Genomic DNA, 16,359 nt, shown 5'->3' on the forward strand with positions numbered 1-16,359 from the left:
TTGCCTATCGAAGACGTATTCTCTATCTCCGGTCGTGGTACAGTAGTAACCGGCCGTGTAGAGCGCGGTGTTATCCACGTTGGTGACGAGATCGAAATCGTAGGTCTGAAAGAAACCCAAAAAACCACTTGTACCGGTGTTGAAATGTTCCGCAAACTGCTGGACGAAGGTCAAGCCGGTGACAACGTAGGCGTATTGCTGCGCGGTACCAAACGCGAAGAAGTGGAACGCGGTCAAGTATTGGCTAAACCGGGTACCATCACTCCTCACACCAAATTCAAAGCAGAAGTGTACGTATTGAGCAAAGAAGAGGGTGGTCGTCATACTCCGTTCTTCGCTAACTACCGTCCACAATTCTACTTCCGTACTACCGACGTAACCGGCGCGGTTACTTTGGAAGAAGGCGTAGAAATGGTTATGCCTGGTGAGAACGTGGCGATCACTGTAGAACTGATTGCACCTATCGCTATGGAAGAAGGTCTGCGCTTTGCGATTCGCGAAGGTGGTCGTACCGTAGGTGCGGGCGTGGTTTCTTCTATCATCGCTTAAGTTTAGAGGCCAATAGCTCAATTGGTAGAGTATCGGTCTCCAAAACCGAGGGTTGGGGGTTCGAGACCCTCTTGGCCTGCCAAATAAAAAATTAACCGGCCCTGTGCCGGTTAATTTTTTTGCATTTCTTTTTTAGTAATTAATTTAAACCATTGCATGAGTGAGGTAGTGCGACTTTGATGCTGTGGTAAGTGAGTAAAGATGACTGAACATACATCTGAACATAAAGCAGAAAAGTCGGGTCAGCTTGTAACGTCCGGCAATCATTCTACGCCACCTAAGCGAGAAGGGCTGCTTTCCTATTTTAGAAACTCATGGTCTGAGTTTAAAAAAGTTGTTTGGCCTGCGCGAGATGATGCAGTTAAGATGACGATTTTCGTTGTCATATTTGTTTCAATCTTGGCAGTATTTATTTATGCGGCAGACAGTGCTATTTCATGGCTGTTTTTTGATGTGTTGTTGAAGAGGGGGTAAAAATGTCAAAACGTTGGTATGTTGTGCAGGCTTATTCCGGCTTTGAGAAAAATGTCCAAAAGACATTAAAAGAGCGCATTGCTCGCGAAGGTATGGAAGGTTATTTCGGTCAGATCCTTGTTCCTGTTGAAGAAGTGGTCGATATTAAAAATGGTCGAAAAACCATTAGTGAGCGTAAGTTTTATCCAGGCTATGTCTTGGTCGAAATGGAAATGACTGATGACTCATGGCATTTGGTGAAAAGTACCCCTCGAGTTTCAGGCTTTATTGGTGGTACGGCAAATAAGCCTACTCCGATTTCTCAAAGAGAGGCTGATGCAATCTTGCAACAGGTTCGTTCTGGGGTTGAGAAGCCTAAACCTAAAGTTGAATTTGAAGTGGGGCAGCAAGTTCGTGTAAACGAAGGACCTTTTGCTGACTTCAACGGTATTGTAGATGAAGTGAATTATGAGCGTAATAAATTGAGGGTTTCTGTTCAGATTTTTGGTCGTGAAACCCCGGTTGAGCTGGAGTTTGGTCAAGTGGAAAAGATTTAAGTTTTTAAATCCCTTGAAAAAAAATCTCTAAGTAAATATAATACTGAATTCTTTTTTGGGAAGCGGAAATGGTTCCGCGCTATACCCGTTTTTAGGAGTCCTATAAGTGGCAAAGAAAATTATCGGCTATATCAAACTGCAAATTCCTGCAGGTAAAGCCAATCCATCTCCCCCAGTTGGTCCTGCTTTGGGTCAACGTGGTCTGAATATTATGGAATTCTGTAAAGCATTTAATGCTGCAACTCAAGGCATGGAGCCTGGTTTGCCGATTCCAGTTGTAATTACTGCATTTGCGGATAAGTCATTCACTTTTGTGATGAAAACTCCTCCGGCCTCTATTCTGTTGAAAAAAGCCGCTGGTCTGCAAAAAGGTAGTTCTAATCCTCTGACCAATAAAGTGGGTAAATTGACCCGTGCTCAGTTGGAAGAAATTGCTAAAACTAAAGAACCTGATTTGACTGCTGCTGATTTGGATGCCGCTGTTCGCACTATTGCTGGTTCTGCTCGCTCAATGGGTTTGGATGTGGAGGGTGTTGTATAATGGCTAAAGTATCTAAACGCTTGAAAGCTTTACGCTCTTCTATTGAAGCCAATAAATTATATGCAATTGATGAAGCAATTGCTTTGGTAAAAAAAGCAGCGACTGCTAAATTTGACGAGTCTGTTGACGTATCTTTCAACTTGGGTGTTGATCCGCGTAAATCTGACCAAGTTATCCGTGGTTCAGTTGTTCTGCCTAAAGGTACCGGTAAAACAACCCGCGTGGCAGTATTTACTCAAGGTGCAAATGCTGATGCAGCTAAAGAAGCTGGTGCTGATGTTGTCGGCTTTGAAGATTTGGCTGCTGAAATTAAAGCAGGTAATCTGAACTTTGACGTTGTTATTGCTTCTCCTGATGCAATGCGCATCGTTGGTCAATTGGGTACCATCTTGGGTCCACGTGGTTTGATGCCAAACCCTAAAGTAGGTACTGTTACTCCTAATGTGGCTGAAGCAGTTAAAAATGCAAAAGCAGGTCAAGTGCAATATCGTACAGACAAAGCTGGTATCGTTCATGCAACTATCGGTCGTGCTTCATTCGCTGAGGCTGATTTGAAAGAGAACTTTGATGCATTGCTGGATGCTATCGTTAAAGCTAAACCTGCTGCTGCTAAAGGTCAGTACCTGAAAAAAGTTGCTGTATCCAGCACTATGGGTTTAGGTGTTCGCGTTGATACATCAAGCGTGAATAACTAATCTAAGAAATTTTCAAGCAACTCAAAATAGAGTTGCTTGAATTTGGGCTACTTAGAATTAAGTAGATGTCCAAGACCGTAGGGATCGCAAGATTTAATCGTAACTGCCCTACGCAGACGGTAGTCCTGAAACACATTACAAGATTGCTTGTAAGATGTCTTTTTAGGTTACCGCGCTGGTGGGATATCATTCCGATATCCTGTTTATAAACAGTGGGAGGTAGACCTTGAGTCTCAATATTGAAACCAAGAAAGTAGCCGTAGAGGAAATCAGCGCAGCAATTGCTAACGCTCAGACTCTCGTGGTTGCTGAATATCGCGGTATCAGTGTTTCCAGTATGACTGAGCTTCGCGCTAATGCGCGTAAAGAAGGCGTTTACTTGCGCGTTCTGAAAAATACATTGGCTCGTCGTGCAGTAGAGGGTACTTCATTCGCAGCTTTGGCTGATCAAATGGTTGGTCCGTTGGTTTATGCTGCTTCTGAAGATGCTGTTGCTGCTGCTAAAGTGTTGCACCAATTCGCGAAAAAAGATGACAAGATTGTAGTTAAAGCCGGTTCTTACAATGGTGAAGTGATGAATGCTGCTCAGGTTGCTGAGTTGGCTTCTATTCCGAGCCGCGAAGAGCTGTTGTCCAAACTGTTGTTCGTTATGCAAGCTCCTGTATCAGGCTTTGCGCGTGGTTTGGCTGCTTTGGCAGAGAAAAAAGCAGGCGAAGAAGCCGCTTAATCAATTTTGTTTCTGTTAATCAATTATTTTTTAATACAATATTTGGAGTATAAATAGCATGGCTATTACTAAAGAAGACATTTTGGAAGCAGTTGGTTCTTTGACCGTAATGGAATTGAACGACTTGGTTAAAGCTTTTGAAGAAAAATTCGGCGTTTCTGCTGCTGCTGTTGCAGTTGCAGGTCCTGCTGGTGCTGGCGCTGCTGCCGCTGAAGAAAAAACTGAATTTGACGTAGTATTGGCTTCTGCCGGTGACCAAAAAGTTGGCGTGATTAAAGTAGTTCGCGCAATTACCGGTCTGGGTCTGAAAGAAGCTAAAGACATCGTTGATGGCGCGCCTAAAACTCTTAAAGAAGGTGTTTCTAAAGCTGAAGCTGAAGACATCCAAAAACAATTGGAAGAAGCCGGCGCTAAAGTCGAAATCAAATAATTTGATGCTTCCTGTAAAGGCTGGCAGTTTTCTGCCAGCCTTATTTTGCTTATTGTTATTAGGTTGATTTGTTATTTACATTTATTTGCAATTTATTCGCAAGTTAAGTTTAAATAAATGTAAATAACACAAACAATAGGCGTTATTTCAGACGACCTCTTTTTTAAAATTGCTTTTCGGAGTGTATATGAATTATTCGTTTACCGAGAAAAAACGTATCCGTAAGAGTTTTGCAAAACGAGAGAACGTATTGGACGTTCCCTTTTTGTTGGCAACACAAATTGATTCTTATGCGAAATTTCTGCAATTAGAAAATGCTTTCGATCAGCGCACTGACGATGGTCTGCAGGCTGCATTTAATTCTATTTTCCCTATCGTCAGCCACAATGGTTATGCGCGTCTGGAGTTTGTGCATTACACGTTGGGTGAGCCTTTGTTCGATATTCCTGAATGTCAATTGCGCGGAATCACTTATGCCGCCCCCCTGCGCGCGCGTATCCGATTGGTTATTTTAGACAAGGAAGCGTCTAAACCGACAGTCAAAGAAGTTCGTGAAAATGAAGTGTACATGGGCGAAATCCCATTGATGACTCCAAGTGGTTCGTTTGTCATTAACGGTACCGAACGTGTAATTGTTTCTCAGTTGCACCGTTCTCCCGGTGTATTTTTTGAGCATGACCGCGGCAAGACCCATTCCTCCGGTAAATTGTTGTTCTCTGCTCGAATCATTCCTTACCGTGGCTCGTGGCTAGATTTCGAATTTGACCCGAAAGATTTGCTATATTTCCGTATCGACCGTCGCCGTAAAATGCCGGTTACGATTTTGTTGAAGGCTTTGGGCTACAACAATGAGCAGATCTTGGATATTTTCTACGATAAAGAAACGTTCTATCTGTCTGAAAATGGTGTCCAAACCGATTTGGTCGTAGGTCGTCTGAAAGGTGAAACTGCCAAAGTTGATATCTTAGATAAAGAAGGCAACGTATTGGTTGCTAAGGGTAAACGTATTACCGCAAAAAATATCCGTGATATCAGCAATGCGGGATTAACCCGTTTGGATGTGGAGCCGGAAAGCCTGATTGGTAAAGCTTTGGCCGTGGATTTGATTGACCCTGAAACGGGTGAAGTATTGGCTGTGGCCAATGATGAAATCACTGAAGAGTTGTTGGCAAAATTTGATATCCACGGTGTAAAACAGCTTACTACGCTTTACATTAATGAATTGGATCAGGGGGGCTACATTTCCAATACCCTGCGTACGGATGAGACTGCTGATCAGCAAGCAGCACGTGTTGCGATTTACCGCATGATGCGCCCGGGCGAACCGCCTACCGAGGAAGCAGTCGAGCAGTTGTTTAACCGCTTGTTCTTCAGTGAAGACAGCTACGATTTGTCTCGCGTAGGCCGTATGAAATTCAATACGCGTACTTACGAGCAAAAATTGTCTGAAGCACAACAACATTCTTGGTATGGCCGTTTGTTGAACGAAACTTTCGCAGGCGCTGCCGAAAAAGGCGGTTATGTCCTGAGCGTCGAAGATATTGTTGCCTCTATTGCTACTTTGGTTGAATTGCGTAACGGTCATGGCGAAGTGGACGATATTGACCACTTGGGCAACCGTCGTGTGCGCTCAGTAGGTGAGTTGACTGAAAACCAATTCCGCAGTGGTTTGGCTCGTGTAGAACGTGCCGTAAAAGAACGCCTGAATCAAGCGGAATCAGAAAACTTAATGCCGCATGATTTGATTAATGCGAAACCTGTTTCTGCTGCCATCAAAGAATTCTTCGGCTCAAGCCAATTGAGTCAGTTTATGGATCAGACCAACCCCTTGTCTGAAGTAACCCATAAACGTCGTGTATCTGCGTTAGGTCCGGGTGGTTTGACCCGTGAACGAGCCGGTTTCGAGGTGCGAGACGTGCATCCGACTCATTATGGTCGCGTATGTCCGATTGAAACGCCTGAAGGTCCGAACATCGGTTTGATTAACTCATTGTCCGTTTATGCACGTACCAATGATTATGGTTTCTTGGAAACTCCTTACCGCCGCGTTATCGACGGCAAAGTAACCGAGGAAATCGATTACTTGTCTGCCATTGAAGAAGGCCGCTATGTGATTGCACAGGCGAATGCTGATTTGGACAAAGACGGTAATTTGATTGGTGACTTGGTAACTTGTCGTGAAAAAGGCGAAACCATTATGGCAACGCCTGACCGTGTCCAATATATGGACGTGGCAACCGGTCAAGTGGTATCCGTAGCGGCATCTCTGATTCCATTCTTGGAGCACGATGATGCGAACCGTGCATTGATGGGTGCCAACATGCAACGTCAGGCCGTACCGTGCCTGCGTCCTGAAAAACCGATGGTTGGTACCGGTATTGAGCGTTCTGTTGCCGTTGACTCTGCTACTGCGATCGTTGCCCGTCGCGGCGGTGTGGTTGAGTATGTAGATGCCAACCGTGTTGTGATTCGTGTTCATGACGACGAAGCGACTGCCGGTGAAGTGGGTGTCGATATTTACAACTTGGTTAAATTCACCCGTTCCAACCAGTCTACCAATATCAATCAGCGTCCTGCCGTCAAAGCCGGCGACGTTTTGCAACGCGGCGATTTGATTGCTGACGGTGCATCCACTGATTTAGGCGAATTGGCTTTGGGTCAAAACATGACCATCGCCTTCATGCCATGGAATGGTTATAACTATGAAGACTCGATTCTGATTTCCGAAAAAGTGGCTGCAGACGACCGCTATACTTCGATTCACATTGAGGAATTGAATGTCGTTGCCCGCGATACCAAGCTGGGTGCGGAAGATATCACCCGCGATATTCCGAACTTGTCCGAGCGTATGCAAAACCGTTTGGACGAATCCGGTATCGTTTATATCGGTGCAGAAGTGGAAGCAGGCGATGTATTGGTTGGTAAAGTAACGCCTAAAGGCGAAACCCAACTGACTCCGGAAGAAAAACTGTTGCGCGCCATCTTCGGTGAAAAAGCATCCGACGTAAAAGACACCTCTTTGCGTATGCCTACCGGCATGAGCGGTACGGTTATCGACGTTCAGGTCTTTACCCGCGAAGGTATCCAACGCGACAAACGTGCTCAATCCATTATTGATTCCGAGCTGAAACGTTACCGTCAAGACTTGGGCGACCAGTTGCGTATTTTTGATAACGACGCATTCGACCGTATTGAGCGTATGATCGTCGGCCAAAAAGCCAACGGCGGTCCGATGAAGCTGGCCAAAGGCAGTGAAATTTCGACAGAATATCTGGCGGGCTTGCCTAGCAAACACGATTGGTTCGATATCCGTTTGGCTGATGAAGATTTGGCCAAACAATTAGAACTGATTAAATTGAGTCTGCAACAAAAACGCGAAGAAGCGGACGAGTTGTACGAAATCAAGAAGAAAAAACTGACTCAAGGCGACGAATTGCAGCCTGGCGTACAAAAAATGGTGAAAGTATTTATCGCCATCAAACGCCGCCTGCAAGCCGGTGACAAAATGGCGGGCCGCCACGGTAATAAAGGTGTGGTATCTCGCATTCTGCCTGTGGAAGACATGCCGTACATGGCGGACGGTCGTCCCGTGGACATTGTACTGAACCCGTTGGGCGTACCTTCTCGTATGAACATCGGTCAGATTTTGGAAGTTCACTTGGGTTGGGCGGCAAAAGGTATCGGCGAGCGTATCGACCGTATGCTGAAAGAGCAACGCAAAGCCAGCGAGCTGCGCGAGTTCTTGAACAAACTCTACAACGGCAGCGGTAAGAAAGAAGATTTGGATGCCCTGACTGATGAAGAAATCATTGAACTGGCTTCCAATCTGCGTAAAGGCGCATCTTTCGCATCGCCGGTATTTGATGGTGCGAAAGAATCCGAAATCCGCGAAATGCTGAATTTGGCTTATCCGAGCGATGATCCTGAAGTCGAAAAACTGGGCTTTAACGACAGCAAAACCCAAATCACACTGTATGACGGACGCTCTGGCGAACCGTTTGACCGCAAGGTAACAGTAGGTGTGATGCATTATCTGAAACTGCACCACTTGGTTGACGAAAAAATGCACGCGCGTTCTACCGGTCCGTACAGTCTGGTTACTCAACAGCCTCTGGGCGGTAAAGCTCAGTTCGGTGGCCAACGTTTCGGTGAGATGGAGGTTTGGGCGCTGGAAGCATACGGCGCAGCCTACACGCTGCAAGAGATGTTGACCGTGAAGTCCGACGACGTAACAGGCCGTACCAAAATGTACGAGAACATCGTCAAAGGCGAACACAAAATCGATGCCGGTATGCCTGAGTCCTTCAACGTATTGGTTAAAGAGATTCGCTCACTGGGCTTGGATATCGATTTGGAACGTTACTAAACAGAAGTTTTCAGACGACCTCTCTAGGTCGTCTGAAAAAGCGGTTGCAGAATAAGAATGAATTAATCGAAATCTGAAAATATCAGGTCGTCTGAAACCGCAACGTACCGTTTCCAATATCGAAAATCCGCCACGCGGTAAAAATACTTCCTTCAAGGAGCAAAAATGAATTTGTTGAACTTATTTAATCCGTTGCAAACTGCCGGCATGGAAGAAGAGTTTGATGCCATCAAAATCGGCATTGCTTCTCCCGAAACCATCCGTTCATGGTCTTACGGCGAAGTTAAAAAGCCTGAAACCATCAACTATCGTACGTTCAAACCTGAGCGTGACGGTTTGTTCTGCGCCAAAATCTTTGGTCCAGTCAAAGACTACGAATGCTTGTGCGGAAAATATAAACGCTTGAAATTTAAAGGTGTAACCTGTGAAAAATGTGGCGTGGAAGTGACTTTGTCCAAAGTACGCCGCGAACGCATGGGTCATATCGAATTGGCCGCACCTGTTGCACACATTTGGTTCTTGAAATCCCTGCCTTCTCGTTTGGGTATGGTGTTGGACATGACTTTGCGCGACATTGAACGCGTATTGTACTTTGAAGCATTTGTTGTGACCGACCCCGGCATGACTCCGCTGCAACGCCGTCAATTGCTGACTGAAGATGACTACTACAACAAACTGGACGAATACGGCGACGATTTCGATGCCAAAATGGGTGCGGAAGGTATCCGCGAATTGTTGCGCACCTTGGATGTAGCAGGCGAAATCGAAATCCTGCGCCAAGAGCTTGAGTCGACCGGTTCAGATACCAAAATCAAAAAAATCGCCAAACGCTTGAAAGTATTGGAAGCCTTCCATCGTTCCGGTATGAAACTGGAGTGGATGATTATGGACGTGTTGCCGGTATTGCCGCCTGATTTGCGTCCTTTGGTTCCGTTGGACGGCGGTCGTTTTGCCACTTCCGATTTGAACGATTTATACCGTCGCGTCATCAATCGTAACAACCGTCTGAAACGCCTGCTGGAACTGCACGCTCCTGACATCATCGTCCGCAACGAAAAACGTATGTTGCAAGAAGCGGTTGACTCGCTGCTGGATAACGGCCGTCGCGGTAAAGCCATGACTGGTGCCAACAAACGTCCGCTGAAATCATTGGCAGACATGATTAAAGGTAAGGGCGGTCGTTTCCGTCAAAACCTACTGGGTAAACGTGTGGACTACTCCGGTCGTTCCGTGATTACCGTAGGCCCATACCTGCGTCTGCACCAATGCGGTCTGCCGAAAAAAATGGCTTTGGAACTGTTCAAACCGTTCATTTTCCATAAACTGGAAAAACAAGGTCTGGCCTCTACCGTTAAAGCAGCGAAAAAATTGGTAGAACAAGAAGTACCGGAAGTATGGGACATCTTGGAAGAAGTCATCCGCGAACATCCGATTATGCTGAACCGTGCGCCAACCCTGCACCGTTTGGGTATTCAAGCGTTTGAACCCATCCTGATTGAAGGTAAAGCCATTCAGCTGCATCCGTTGGTATGTGCCGCGTTTAACGCCGACTTTGACGGTGACCAAATGGCGGTACACGTTCCATTGAGCTTGGAAGCGCAAATGGAAGCGCGCACCTTGATGCTGGCTTCAAACAACGTATTGTCTCCTGCCAACGGCGAACCGATTATCGTACCTTCCCAAGACATTGTATTGGGTCTGTACTACATGACCCGCGACCACATCAATGCCAAAGGTGAGGGCAGTCTGTTTGCTGATGTGAAAGAGGTACATCGTGCATACCATACCAAACAGGTTGAGCTGGGTACGAAAATCACCGTACGTCTGCGCGAATGGGTGAAAAACGAAGCCGGCGAATTCGAGCCAGTTGTTACCCGCTACGAAACGACTGTCGGTCGTGCATTGTTGAGCGAAATCCTACCTAAAGGCCTGCCGTTCGAATACATCAACAAAGCGCTGAAGAAAAAAGAAATTTCCAAGCTGATTAATGCATCGTTCCGCCTGTGCGGCTTGCGCGATACGGTTATCTTCGCCGACCACTTGATGTATACCGGTTTCGGATTCGCAGCCAAAGGCGGTATTTCCATTGCTGTTGACGACATGGAAATTCCGAAAGAAAAAGCAGCCTTGTTGGCTGAAGCCAATGCCGAGGTTAAAGAAATCGAAGACCAATACCGTCAAGGTTTGGTAACCAACGGCGAACGCTACAACAAAGTGGTGGATATTTGGGGTCGTGCCGGCGATAAAATCGCTAAAGCGATGATGGATAACTTGTCTAAACAAAAAGTTATCGATCGTGACGGCAACGAAGTCGATCAAGAGTCATTCAACTCCATCTATATGATGGCAGACTCTGGTGCCCGTGGTTCTGCGGCTCAGATTAAACAGTTGTCCGGTATGCGTGGCTTGATGGCTAAACCTGACGGCTCGATTATTGAAACGCCGATTACCTCAAACTTCCGCGAAGGTCTGACTGTATTGCAATACTTTATTGCGACCCACGGTGCGCGTAAGGGTTTGGCGGATACCGCATTGAAAACCGCGAACTCCGGTTACCTGACCCGTCGTCTGGTAGACGTAACTCAAGACTTGGTCGTTGTTGAAGACGATTGTGGTACTTCAGACGGCTTTGTCATGAAGGCAGTCGTACAAGGCGGTGATGTGATTGAAGCATTGCGCGATCGTATTTTGGGTCGTGTTGCCGCGTCTGACGTTGTCGATCCGTCAAGTGGCGAGACCTTGGTTGAAGCCGGTACGTTGTTGACTGAAAAACTGGTGGATATGATTGACCAATCCGGTGTCGATGAAGTCAAAGTCCGTACCCCGATTACTTGTAAAACCCGCCATGGCTTGTGTGCGCACTGTTACGGTCGCGACTTGGCTCGCGGCAAACTGGTTAATGCCGGTGAGGCAGTCGGTGTGATTGCCGCTCAGTCTATCGGTGAACCGGGTACCCAGTTGACGATGCGTACGTTCCACATCGGTGGTGCGGCATCACGTGCGGCAGCAGCCAGCCAAGTTGAAGCCAAATCCAACGGTACTGCACGATTCAGCAGCCAAATGCGTTATGTTGCCAATAACAAAGGCGAATTGGTTGTCATCGGCCGCTCTTGCGAAGTCGTTATCCATGATGATATCGGCCGTGAACGTGAGCGCCACAAAGTGCCTTATGGTGCGATTTTGATGGTTCAAGACGGTGACGCCATTAAGGCCGGTCAAACGTTGGCAACTTGGGATCCGCATACCCGTCCGATGATTACCGAACACGCAGGTTGGGTGAAATTCGAGAACGTGGAAGAGGGTGTAACCGTTGCCAAACAAACCGACGATGTAACCGGTTTGTCCACTTTGGTGGTTATTGACGGTAAACGCCGCTCCAGCAGCGCATCCAAACTGCTGCGTCCGACTGTGAAACTGTTGGATGAAAACGGTCTGGAAATCTGCATCCCGGGTACTTCTACTCCGGTATCTATGGCGTTCCCGGTGGGCGCAGTGATTACCGTACGCGAAGGTCAGGAAATCGGTAAAGGTGACGTATTGGCGCGTATCCCGCAAGCCTCTTCCAAAACCCGCGACATTACCGGCGGTCTGCCGCGCGTTGCCGAGCTGTTTGAAGCACGCGTGCCGAAAGATGCAGGTATGCTGGCAGAAATTACCGGTACCGTTTCTTTCGGTAAAGAGACCAAAGGCAAACAGCGTCTGATTATCACTGACGTAGATGGCGTAGCATACGAGACTTTGATTTCCAAAGAGAAACAAATTTTGGTACACGATGGTCAAGTGGTAAACCGCGGTGAAACCATCGTGGACGGAGCTGTTGATCCGCATGATATTCTGCGTTTGCAAGGTATCGAAGCACTGGCACGCTACATTGTCCAAGAGGTGCAAGAGGTTTACCGTCTGCAAGGTGTGAAGATTTCCGATAAGCACATCGAAGTCATCATCCGTCAGATGCTGCGCCGTGTGAATATTGTCGATTCGGGTGAAACCGAATTCATTACCGGTGAGCAGGTTGAACGTGGCGATGTCATGACAGCCAATGAAAAAGCTTTGGAAGAAGGTAAAGAACCGGCACGTTATGAAAACGTATTGTTGGGTATTACCAAAGCTTCCCTGTCTACTGACAGCTTCATTTCTGCCGCATCGTTCCAAGAAACGACCCGCGTTCTGACCGAGGCAGCTATTATGGGCAAACAAGACGAATTGCGTGGTTTGAAAGAAAACGTAATCGTAGGTCGTCTGATTCCTGCCGGTACCGGTTTGACTTACCACCGTAGCCGCCGCCAGCAATGGCAGGAAGCGGAGCAAGAAACTTCCGAAATCGAAGCGACAGATGAATAATCCATAGGATATTTGTTTGAAAGAAAACCGCAAGGCAATATCACTTGCGGTTTTCTTTTTCAGACGACCTGTGTGGATTATAGTGGATTAACTTTAAACCAGTACGGCGTTGCCTCGCCTTGCCGTACTATTTGTACTGTCTGCGGCTTCGTCGCCTTGTCCTGATGTACTATCTGCGGCTTCGTCGCCTTGTCCTGATTTAAAGTTAATCCACTATAACAATGCCGTTGTGAAAAGTACGGTAGGAAGGGTGGCTCTAATGGAGTTGCGAACTGACTTATTTTTGATAAAGGTCGTCTGAAATAGGGAGTGCAGAGTTTGAGAACTCTTTATCCATTTCAGACGACCTCAGTTGCTAAATAGTTCTTAGTAAATACAAAATACCAACTTTTCTCTACCGTTTGCTTGACTAAACTCTTGCAATAAAAATATAATTCCACTCTTGCTGACATGGTGTCGGCAAGTATTTAACTCAACAGGACGAGAAAATATGCCAACTATCAACCAATTGGTACGCAAAGGCCGTCAAAAGCCCGTGTACGTAAACAAAGTGCCTGCACTGGAAGCCTGCCCGCAAAAACGCGGCGTGTGCACCCGTGTATACACGACTACCCCTAAAAAACCTAACTCTGCATTGCGTAAAGTATGTAAAGTTCGCCTGACCAACGGTTTTGAAGTCATTTCATACATCGGTGGTGAAGGCCACAACCTGCAAGAGCACAGCGTCGTACTGATTCGCGGCGGTCGTGTAAAAGACTTGCCGGGTGTACGTTACCACACTGTACGTGGTTCCTTGGATACTGCAGGTGTTAAAGACCGTAAGCAAGCCCGTTCTAAATACGGTGCTAAGCGTCCTAAATAATTACAGGGACTTAAATAGGCACGTCGGCCGCCTAAGCTGAACAACGGCCGAGTAAGTGAATACTCTATTGGGTATTCATGGGAATTGACCCGACTGAATAGATTAAAGGAAATTAAAATGCCAAGACGTAGAGAAGTCCCCAAGCGCGATGTATTGCCTGATCCTAAATTCGGCAGCGTCGAGCTGACTAAATTCATGAACGTATTGATGATTGACGGTAAAAAATCTGTTGCCGAGCGTATCGTTTACGGTGCATTGGAGCAAATCGAGAAAAAAACCGGCAAAGCAGCAATCGAAGTATTCAACGAAGCCATTGCAAACGCCAAACCTATCGTGGAAGTGAAAAGCCGCCGTGTAGGTGGTGCAAACTACCAAGTTCCTGTTGAGGTTCGTCCTTCACGCCGTCTGGCTCTTGCAATGCGCTGGGTTCGCGATGCGGCCCGTAAACGTGGTGAGAAATCCATGGACCTGCGTTTGGCAGGCGAATTGATTGATGCGTCCGAAGGTCGCGGCGGTGCGTTGAAAAAACGTGAAGAAGTACACCGCATGGCTGAAGCCAACAAAGCATTCTCTCACTTCCGTTTCTAATTTTGAAAGGCTAATAAAATGGCTCGTAAGACCCCGATCAGCCTGTACCGCAACATCGGTATTTCCGCCCATATTGACGCGGGTAAAACCACTACTACAGAACGTATTTTGTTCTATACCGGTTTGACCCACAAATTGGGCGAGGTACATGATGGTGCGGCTACTACCGACTACATGGAACAAGAGCAAGAGCGTGGTATTACCATTACCTCCGCTGCCGTTACTTCCTACTGGTCCGGTATGGCGAAACAATTCCCAGAACACCGCTTCAACATTATCGACACTCCGGGACACGTTGACTTTACCGTAGAGGTAGAGCGTTCTATGCGTGTATTGGATGGCGCGGTAATGGTTTACTGCGCGGTGGGTGGTGTTCAACCGCAATCTGAAACCGTATGGCGTCAAGCCAACAAATACCAAGTTCCACGCTTGGCGTTTGTAAATAAAATGGACCGTCAAGGTGCCAACTTCTTCCGCGTTGTCGAGCAAATGAAAACCCGTTTGCGCGCAAACCCAGTACCTATCGTTATTCCGGTAGGCGCAGAAGACAGTTTCACCGGTGTTGTTGACCTGCTGAAAATGAAATCCATCATCTGGAATGAAGCCGATAAAGGTACAACCTTTACCTATGGCGACATTCCCGCTGAATTGGTTGAAACTGCTGAAGAATGGCGTCAAAACATGATTGAAGCCGCAGCTGAAGCCAGCGAAGAATTGATGGACAAATACTTGGGCGGCGACGAGCTGACTGAGGAAGAAATCGTAGGCGGTTTGCGTCAACGTACTCTGGCAGGCGAAATCCAACCTATGTTATGTGGTTCTGCATTTAAAAACAAAGGTGTTCAACGTATGTTGGATGCAGTTGTGGAATTGCTGCCTGCTCCTACCGATATTCCTCCGGTTCAAGGTGTTAATCCTAACACTGAAGAAGCTGACAGCCGTCAAGCAAGTGATGAAGAGAAATTCTCTGCATTGGCATTCAAAATGTTGAACGACAAATACGTTGGTCAGCTGACTTTCATCCGCGTTTACTCTGGTGTAGTGAAATCCGGTGATACAGTATTGAACTCTGTAAAAGGCACTCGCGAACGTATCGGCCGTTTGGTACAAATGACTGCTGCAGACCGTACTGAGATTGAAGAAGTACGCGCTGGCGATATCGCAGCCGCTATCGGTCTGAAAGACGTTACTACCGGTGAAACCTTGTGTGCAGAAAGCGCGCCGATTATCTTGGAACGCATGGAATTCCCTGAGCCGGTAATCCATATTGCCGTTGAGCCGAAAACCAAAGCCGACCAAGAGAAAATGGGTATTGCCTTGAACCGTCTGGCTAAAGAAGACCCTTCTTTCCGCGTTCGTACAGACGAAGAATCCGGTCAAACCATTATTTCCGGTATGGGTGAGCTGCACTTGGAAATTATTGTTGATCGTATGAAACGCGAATTCGGCGTGGAAGCGAATATCGGTGCGCCCCAAGTGGCTTACCGCGAAACCATCCGCAAAGAAGTTGAAGCCGAATACAAACACGCTAAACAATCCGGTGGTAAAGGTCAATACGGTCACGTTGTGATCAAAATGGAACCTATGGAGCCGGGTGGTGCAGGTTACGAATTTATCGACGAAATTAAAGGTGGTGTGATTCCTCGCGAATTCATTCCGTCTGTGGATAAAGGTATCCGCGATACCCTGCCTAACGGTATCGTTGCAGGCTATCCTGTAGTTGATGTACGCGTACGTTTGATCTTCGGTTCTTCACACGACGTTGACTCCTCTCAGCTGGCCTTCGAATTGGCTGCTTCTCAAGCCTTCAAAGAAGGTATGCGTAAAGCCAATCCTGCTCTGCTTGAGCCGATCATGGCAGTTGAAGTGGAAACCCCTGAAGAATACATGGGTGACGTAATGGGCGACTTGAACCGTCGTCGTGGCGTTGTATTGGGTATGGATGATGACGGTATCGGCGGTAAAAAAGTTCGTGCCGAAGTACCTCTGGCAGAAATGTTCGGTTATTCTACCGACCTGCGTTCTGCAACCCAAGGTCGCGCTACTTACTCTATGGAGTTCAAGAAATATTCTGAAGCTCCTGCCCACGTAGCTGCTGCTGTAACTGAAGCCCGTAAAGGCTAATCAGGCAAATAGGTCGTCTGAAAGGCTGAAATGATTTTTCAGACGACCTCTGTTCTTTAATCGATCTTTAATGTAAAGGAATTAGCTCATGGCTAAGGAAAAATTTGAACGTAGCAAACCGCACGT

At 46.9% G+C, this 16,359-nt stretch carries 12 protein-coding genes and 1 tRNA gene; all 13 read left to right on the forward strand.

The window, feature by feature from the left end; genetic code table 11:
- On the forward strand, window positions 1-549 hold a 549-nt coding region (locus HMPREF2572_RS01040), incomplete at its 5' end, for an EF-Tu C-terminal domain-related protein (protein ID WP_039856580.1).
- A gap of 6 nt (window positions 550-555) precedes the next feature.
- A tRNA-Trp gene (locus tag HMPREF2572_RS01045) sits at window positions 556-631 on the forward strand.
- Window positions 632-750: 119 nt separating this feature from the next.
- Window positions 751-1,023 carry a preprotein translocase subunit SecE gene (gene secE / locus HMPREF2572_RS01050; RefSeq protein ID WP_003742644.1) on the forward strand — a complete coding sequence of 91 codons (273 nt, stop codon included), beginning with the start codon at window positions 751-753 and terminating at the stop codon, window positions 1,021-1,023.
- A 2-nt stretch (window positions 1,024-1,025) separates the two neighbouring features.
- A complete protein-coding gene (nusG, locus tag HMPREF2572_RS01055) occupies window positions 1,026-1,559 on the forward strand; it encodes a transcription termination/antitermination protein NusG (RefSeq protein WP_003760509.1) in 534 nt (177 codons plus the stop codon).
- A 106-nt stretch (window positions 1,560-1,665) separates the two neighbouring features.
- Window positions 1,666-2,100, forward strand: coding sequence for a 50S ribosomal protein L11 (gene rplK, locus HMPREF2572_RS01060; protein ID WP_002220151.1), 435 nt, complete (start codon window positions 1,666-1,668; stop codon window positions 2,098-2,100).
- Entirely contained in the window at window positions 2,100-2,795 is a 696-nt protein-coding gene (gene rplA / locus HMPREF2572_RS01065; RefSeq protein ID WP_049248872.1) for a 50S ribosomal protein L1, read from the forward strand. The genes rplK and rplA overlap by 1 nt, the downstream gene beginning before the upstream one ends.
- Before the next feature lie 226 nt (window positions 2,796-3,021).
- Window positions 3,022-3,522 carry a 50S ribosomal protein L10 gene (gene rplJ, locus HMPREF2572_RS01070; protein ID WP_003760504.1) on the forward strand — a complete coding sequence of 167 codons (501 nt, stop codon included), beginning with the start codon at window positions 3,022-3,024 and terminating at the stop codon, window positions 3,520-3,522.
- A 58-nt stretch (window positions 3,523-3,580) separates the two neighbouring features.
- The gene (rplL, locus tag HMPREF2572_RS01075; RefSeq protein ID WP_003677916.1) at window positions 3,581-3,952 is read left to right on the forward strand and encodes a 50S ribosomal protein L7/L12; all 372 of its coding nucleotides are present in this window, start codon (window positions 3,581-3,583) and stop codon (window positions 3,950-3,952) included.
- 187 nt (window positions 3,953-4,139) lie between these two features.
- Window positions 4,140-8,318 (forward strand): DNA-directed RNA polymerase subunit beta, encoded by a 4,179-nt coding sequence (gene rpoB / locus HMPREF2572_RS01080; RefSeq protein WP_070495588.1) that lies wholly within the window; start codon window positions 4,140-4,142, stop codon window positions 8,316-8,318.
- 165 nt (window positions 8,319-8,483) lie between these two features.
- Entirely contained in the window at window positions 8,484-12,659 is a 4,176-nt protein-coding gene (rpoC, locus tag HMPREF2572_RS01085) for a DNA-directed RNA polymerase subunit beta' (protein ID WP_070495591.1), read from the forward strand.
- Window positions 12,660-13,149: 490 nt separating this feature from the next.
- Window positions 13,150-13,521 (forward strand): 30S ribosomal protein S12, encoded by a 372-nt coding sequence (gene rpsL, locus HMPREF2572_RS01090; protein WP_002218431.1) that lies wholly within the window; start codon window positions 13,150-13,152, stop codon window positions 13,519-13,521.
- 117 nt (window positions 13,522-13,638) lie between these two features.
- A complete protein-coding gene (rpsG, locus tag HMPREF2572_RS01095) occupies window positions 13,639-14,109 on the forward strand; it encodes a 30S ribosomal protein S7 (protein ID WP_003745196.1) in 471 nt (156 codons plus the stop codon).
- An 18-nt stretch (window positions 14,110-14,127) separates the two neighbouring features.
- Window positions 14,128-16,233 carry an elongation factor G gene (gene fusA, locus HMPREF2572_RS01100; protein ID WP_070495594.1) on the forward strand — a complete coding sequence of 702 codons (2,106 nt, stop codon included), beginning with the start codon at window positions 14,128-14,130 and terminating at the stop codon, window positions 16,231-16,233.
- Window positions 16,234-16,359 lie beyond the last annotated feature (126 nt).

The organism is Neisseria sp. HMSC064E01 (assembly GCF_001808875.1).
GTDB classification, from domain to species: domain Bacteria; phylum Pseudomonadota; class Gammaproteobacteria; order Burkholderiales; family Neisseriaceae; genus Neisseria; species Neisseria sicca_A.

Excerpts from the sequence above, each read along its gene's own strand:
- rpoC (WP_070495591.1), top strand. The coding sequence starts at position 8,484 with ATGAATTTGTTGAACTTATTTAATCCGTTGCAAACTGCCGGCATGGAA.
- rplL (WP_003677916.1), top strand. The coding sequence starts at position 3,581 with ATGGCTATTACTAAAGAAGACATTTTGGAAGCAGTTGGTTCTTTGACC.
- rpsG (WP_003745196.1), top strand. The coding sequence starts at position 13,639 with ATGCCAAGACGTAGAGAAGTCCCCAAGCGCGATGTATTGCCTGATCCT.
- secE (WP_003742644.1), top strand. The coding sequence starts at position 751 with ATGACTGAACATACATCTGAACATAAAGCAGAAAAGTCGGGTCAGCTT.
- rpoB (WP_070495588.1), top strand. The coding sequence starts at position 4,140 with ATGAATTATTCGTTTACCGAGAAAAAACGTATCCGTAAGAGTTTTGCA.
- rpsL (WP_002218431.1), top strand. The coding sequence starts at position 13,150 with ATGCCAACTATCAACCAATTGGTACGCAAAGGCCGTCAAAAGCCCGTG.
- nusG (WP_003760509.1), top strand. The coding sequence starts at position 1,026 with ATGTCAAAACGTTGGTATGTTGTGCAGGCTTATTCCGGCTTTGAGAAA.
- rplA (WP_049248872.1), top strand. The coding sequence starts at position 2,100 with ATGGCTAAAGTATCTAAACGCTTGAAAGCTTTACGCTCTTCTATTGAA.
- fusA (WP_070495594.1), top strand. The coding sequence starts at position 14,128 with ATGGCTCGTAAGACCCCGATCAGCCTGTACCGCAACATCGGTATTTCC.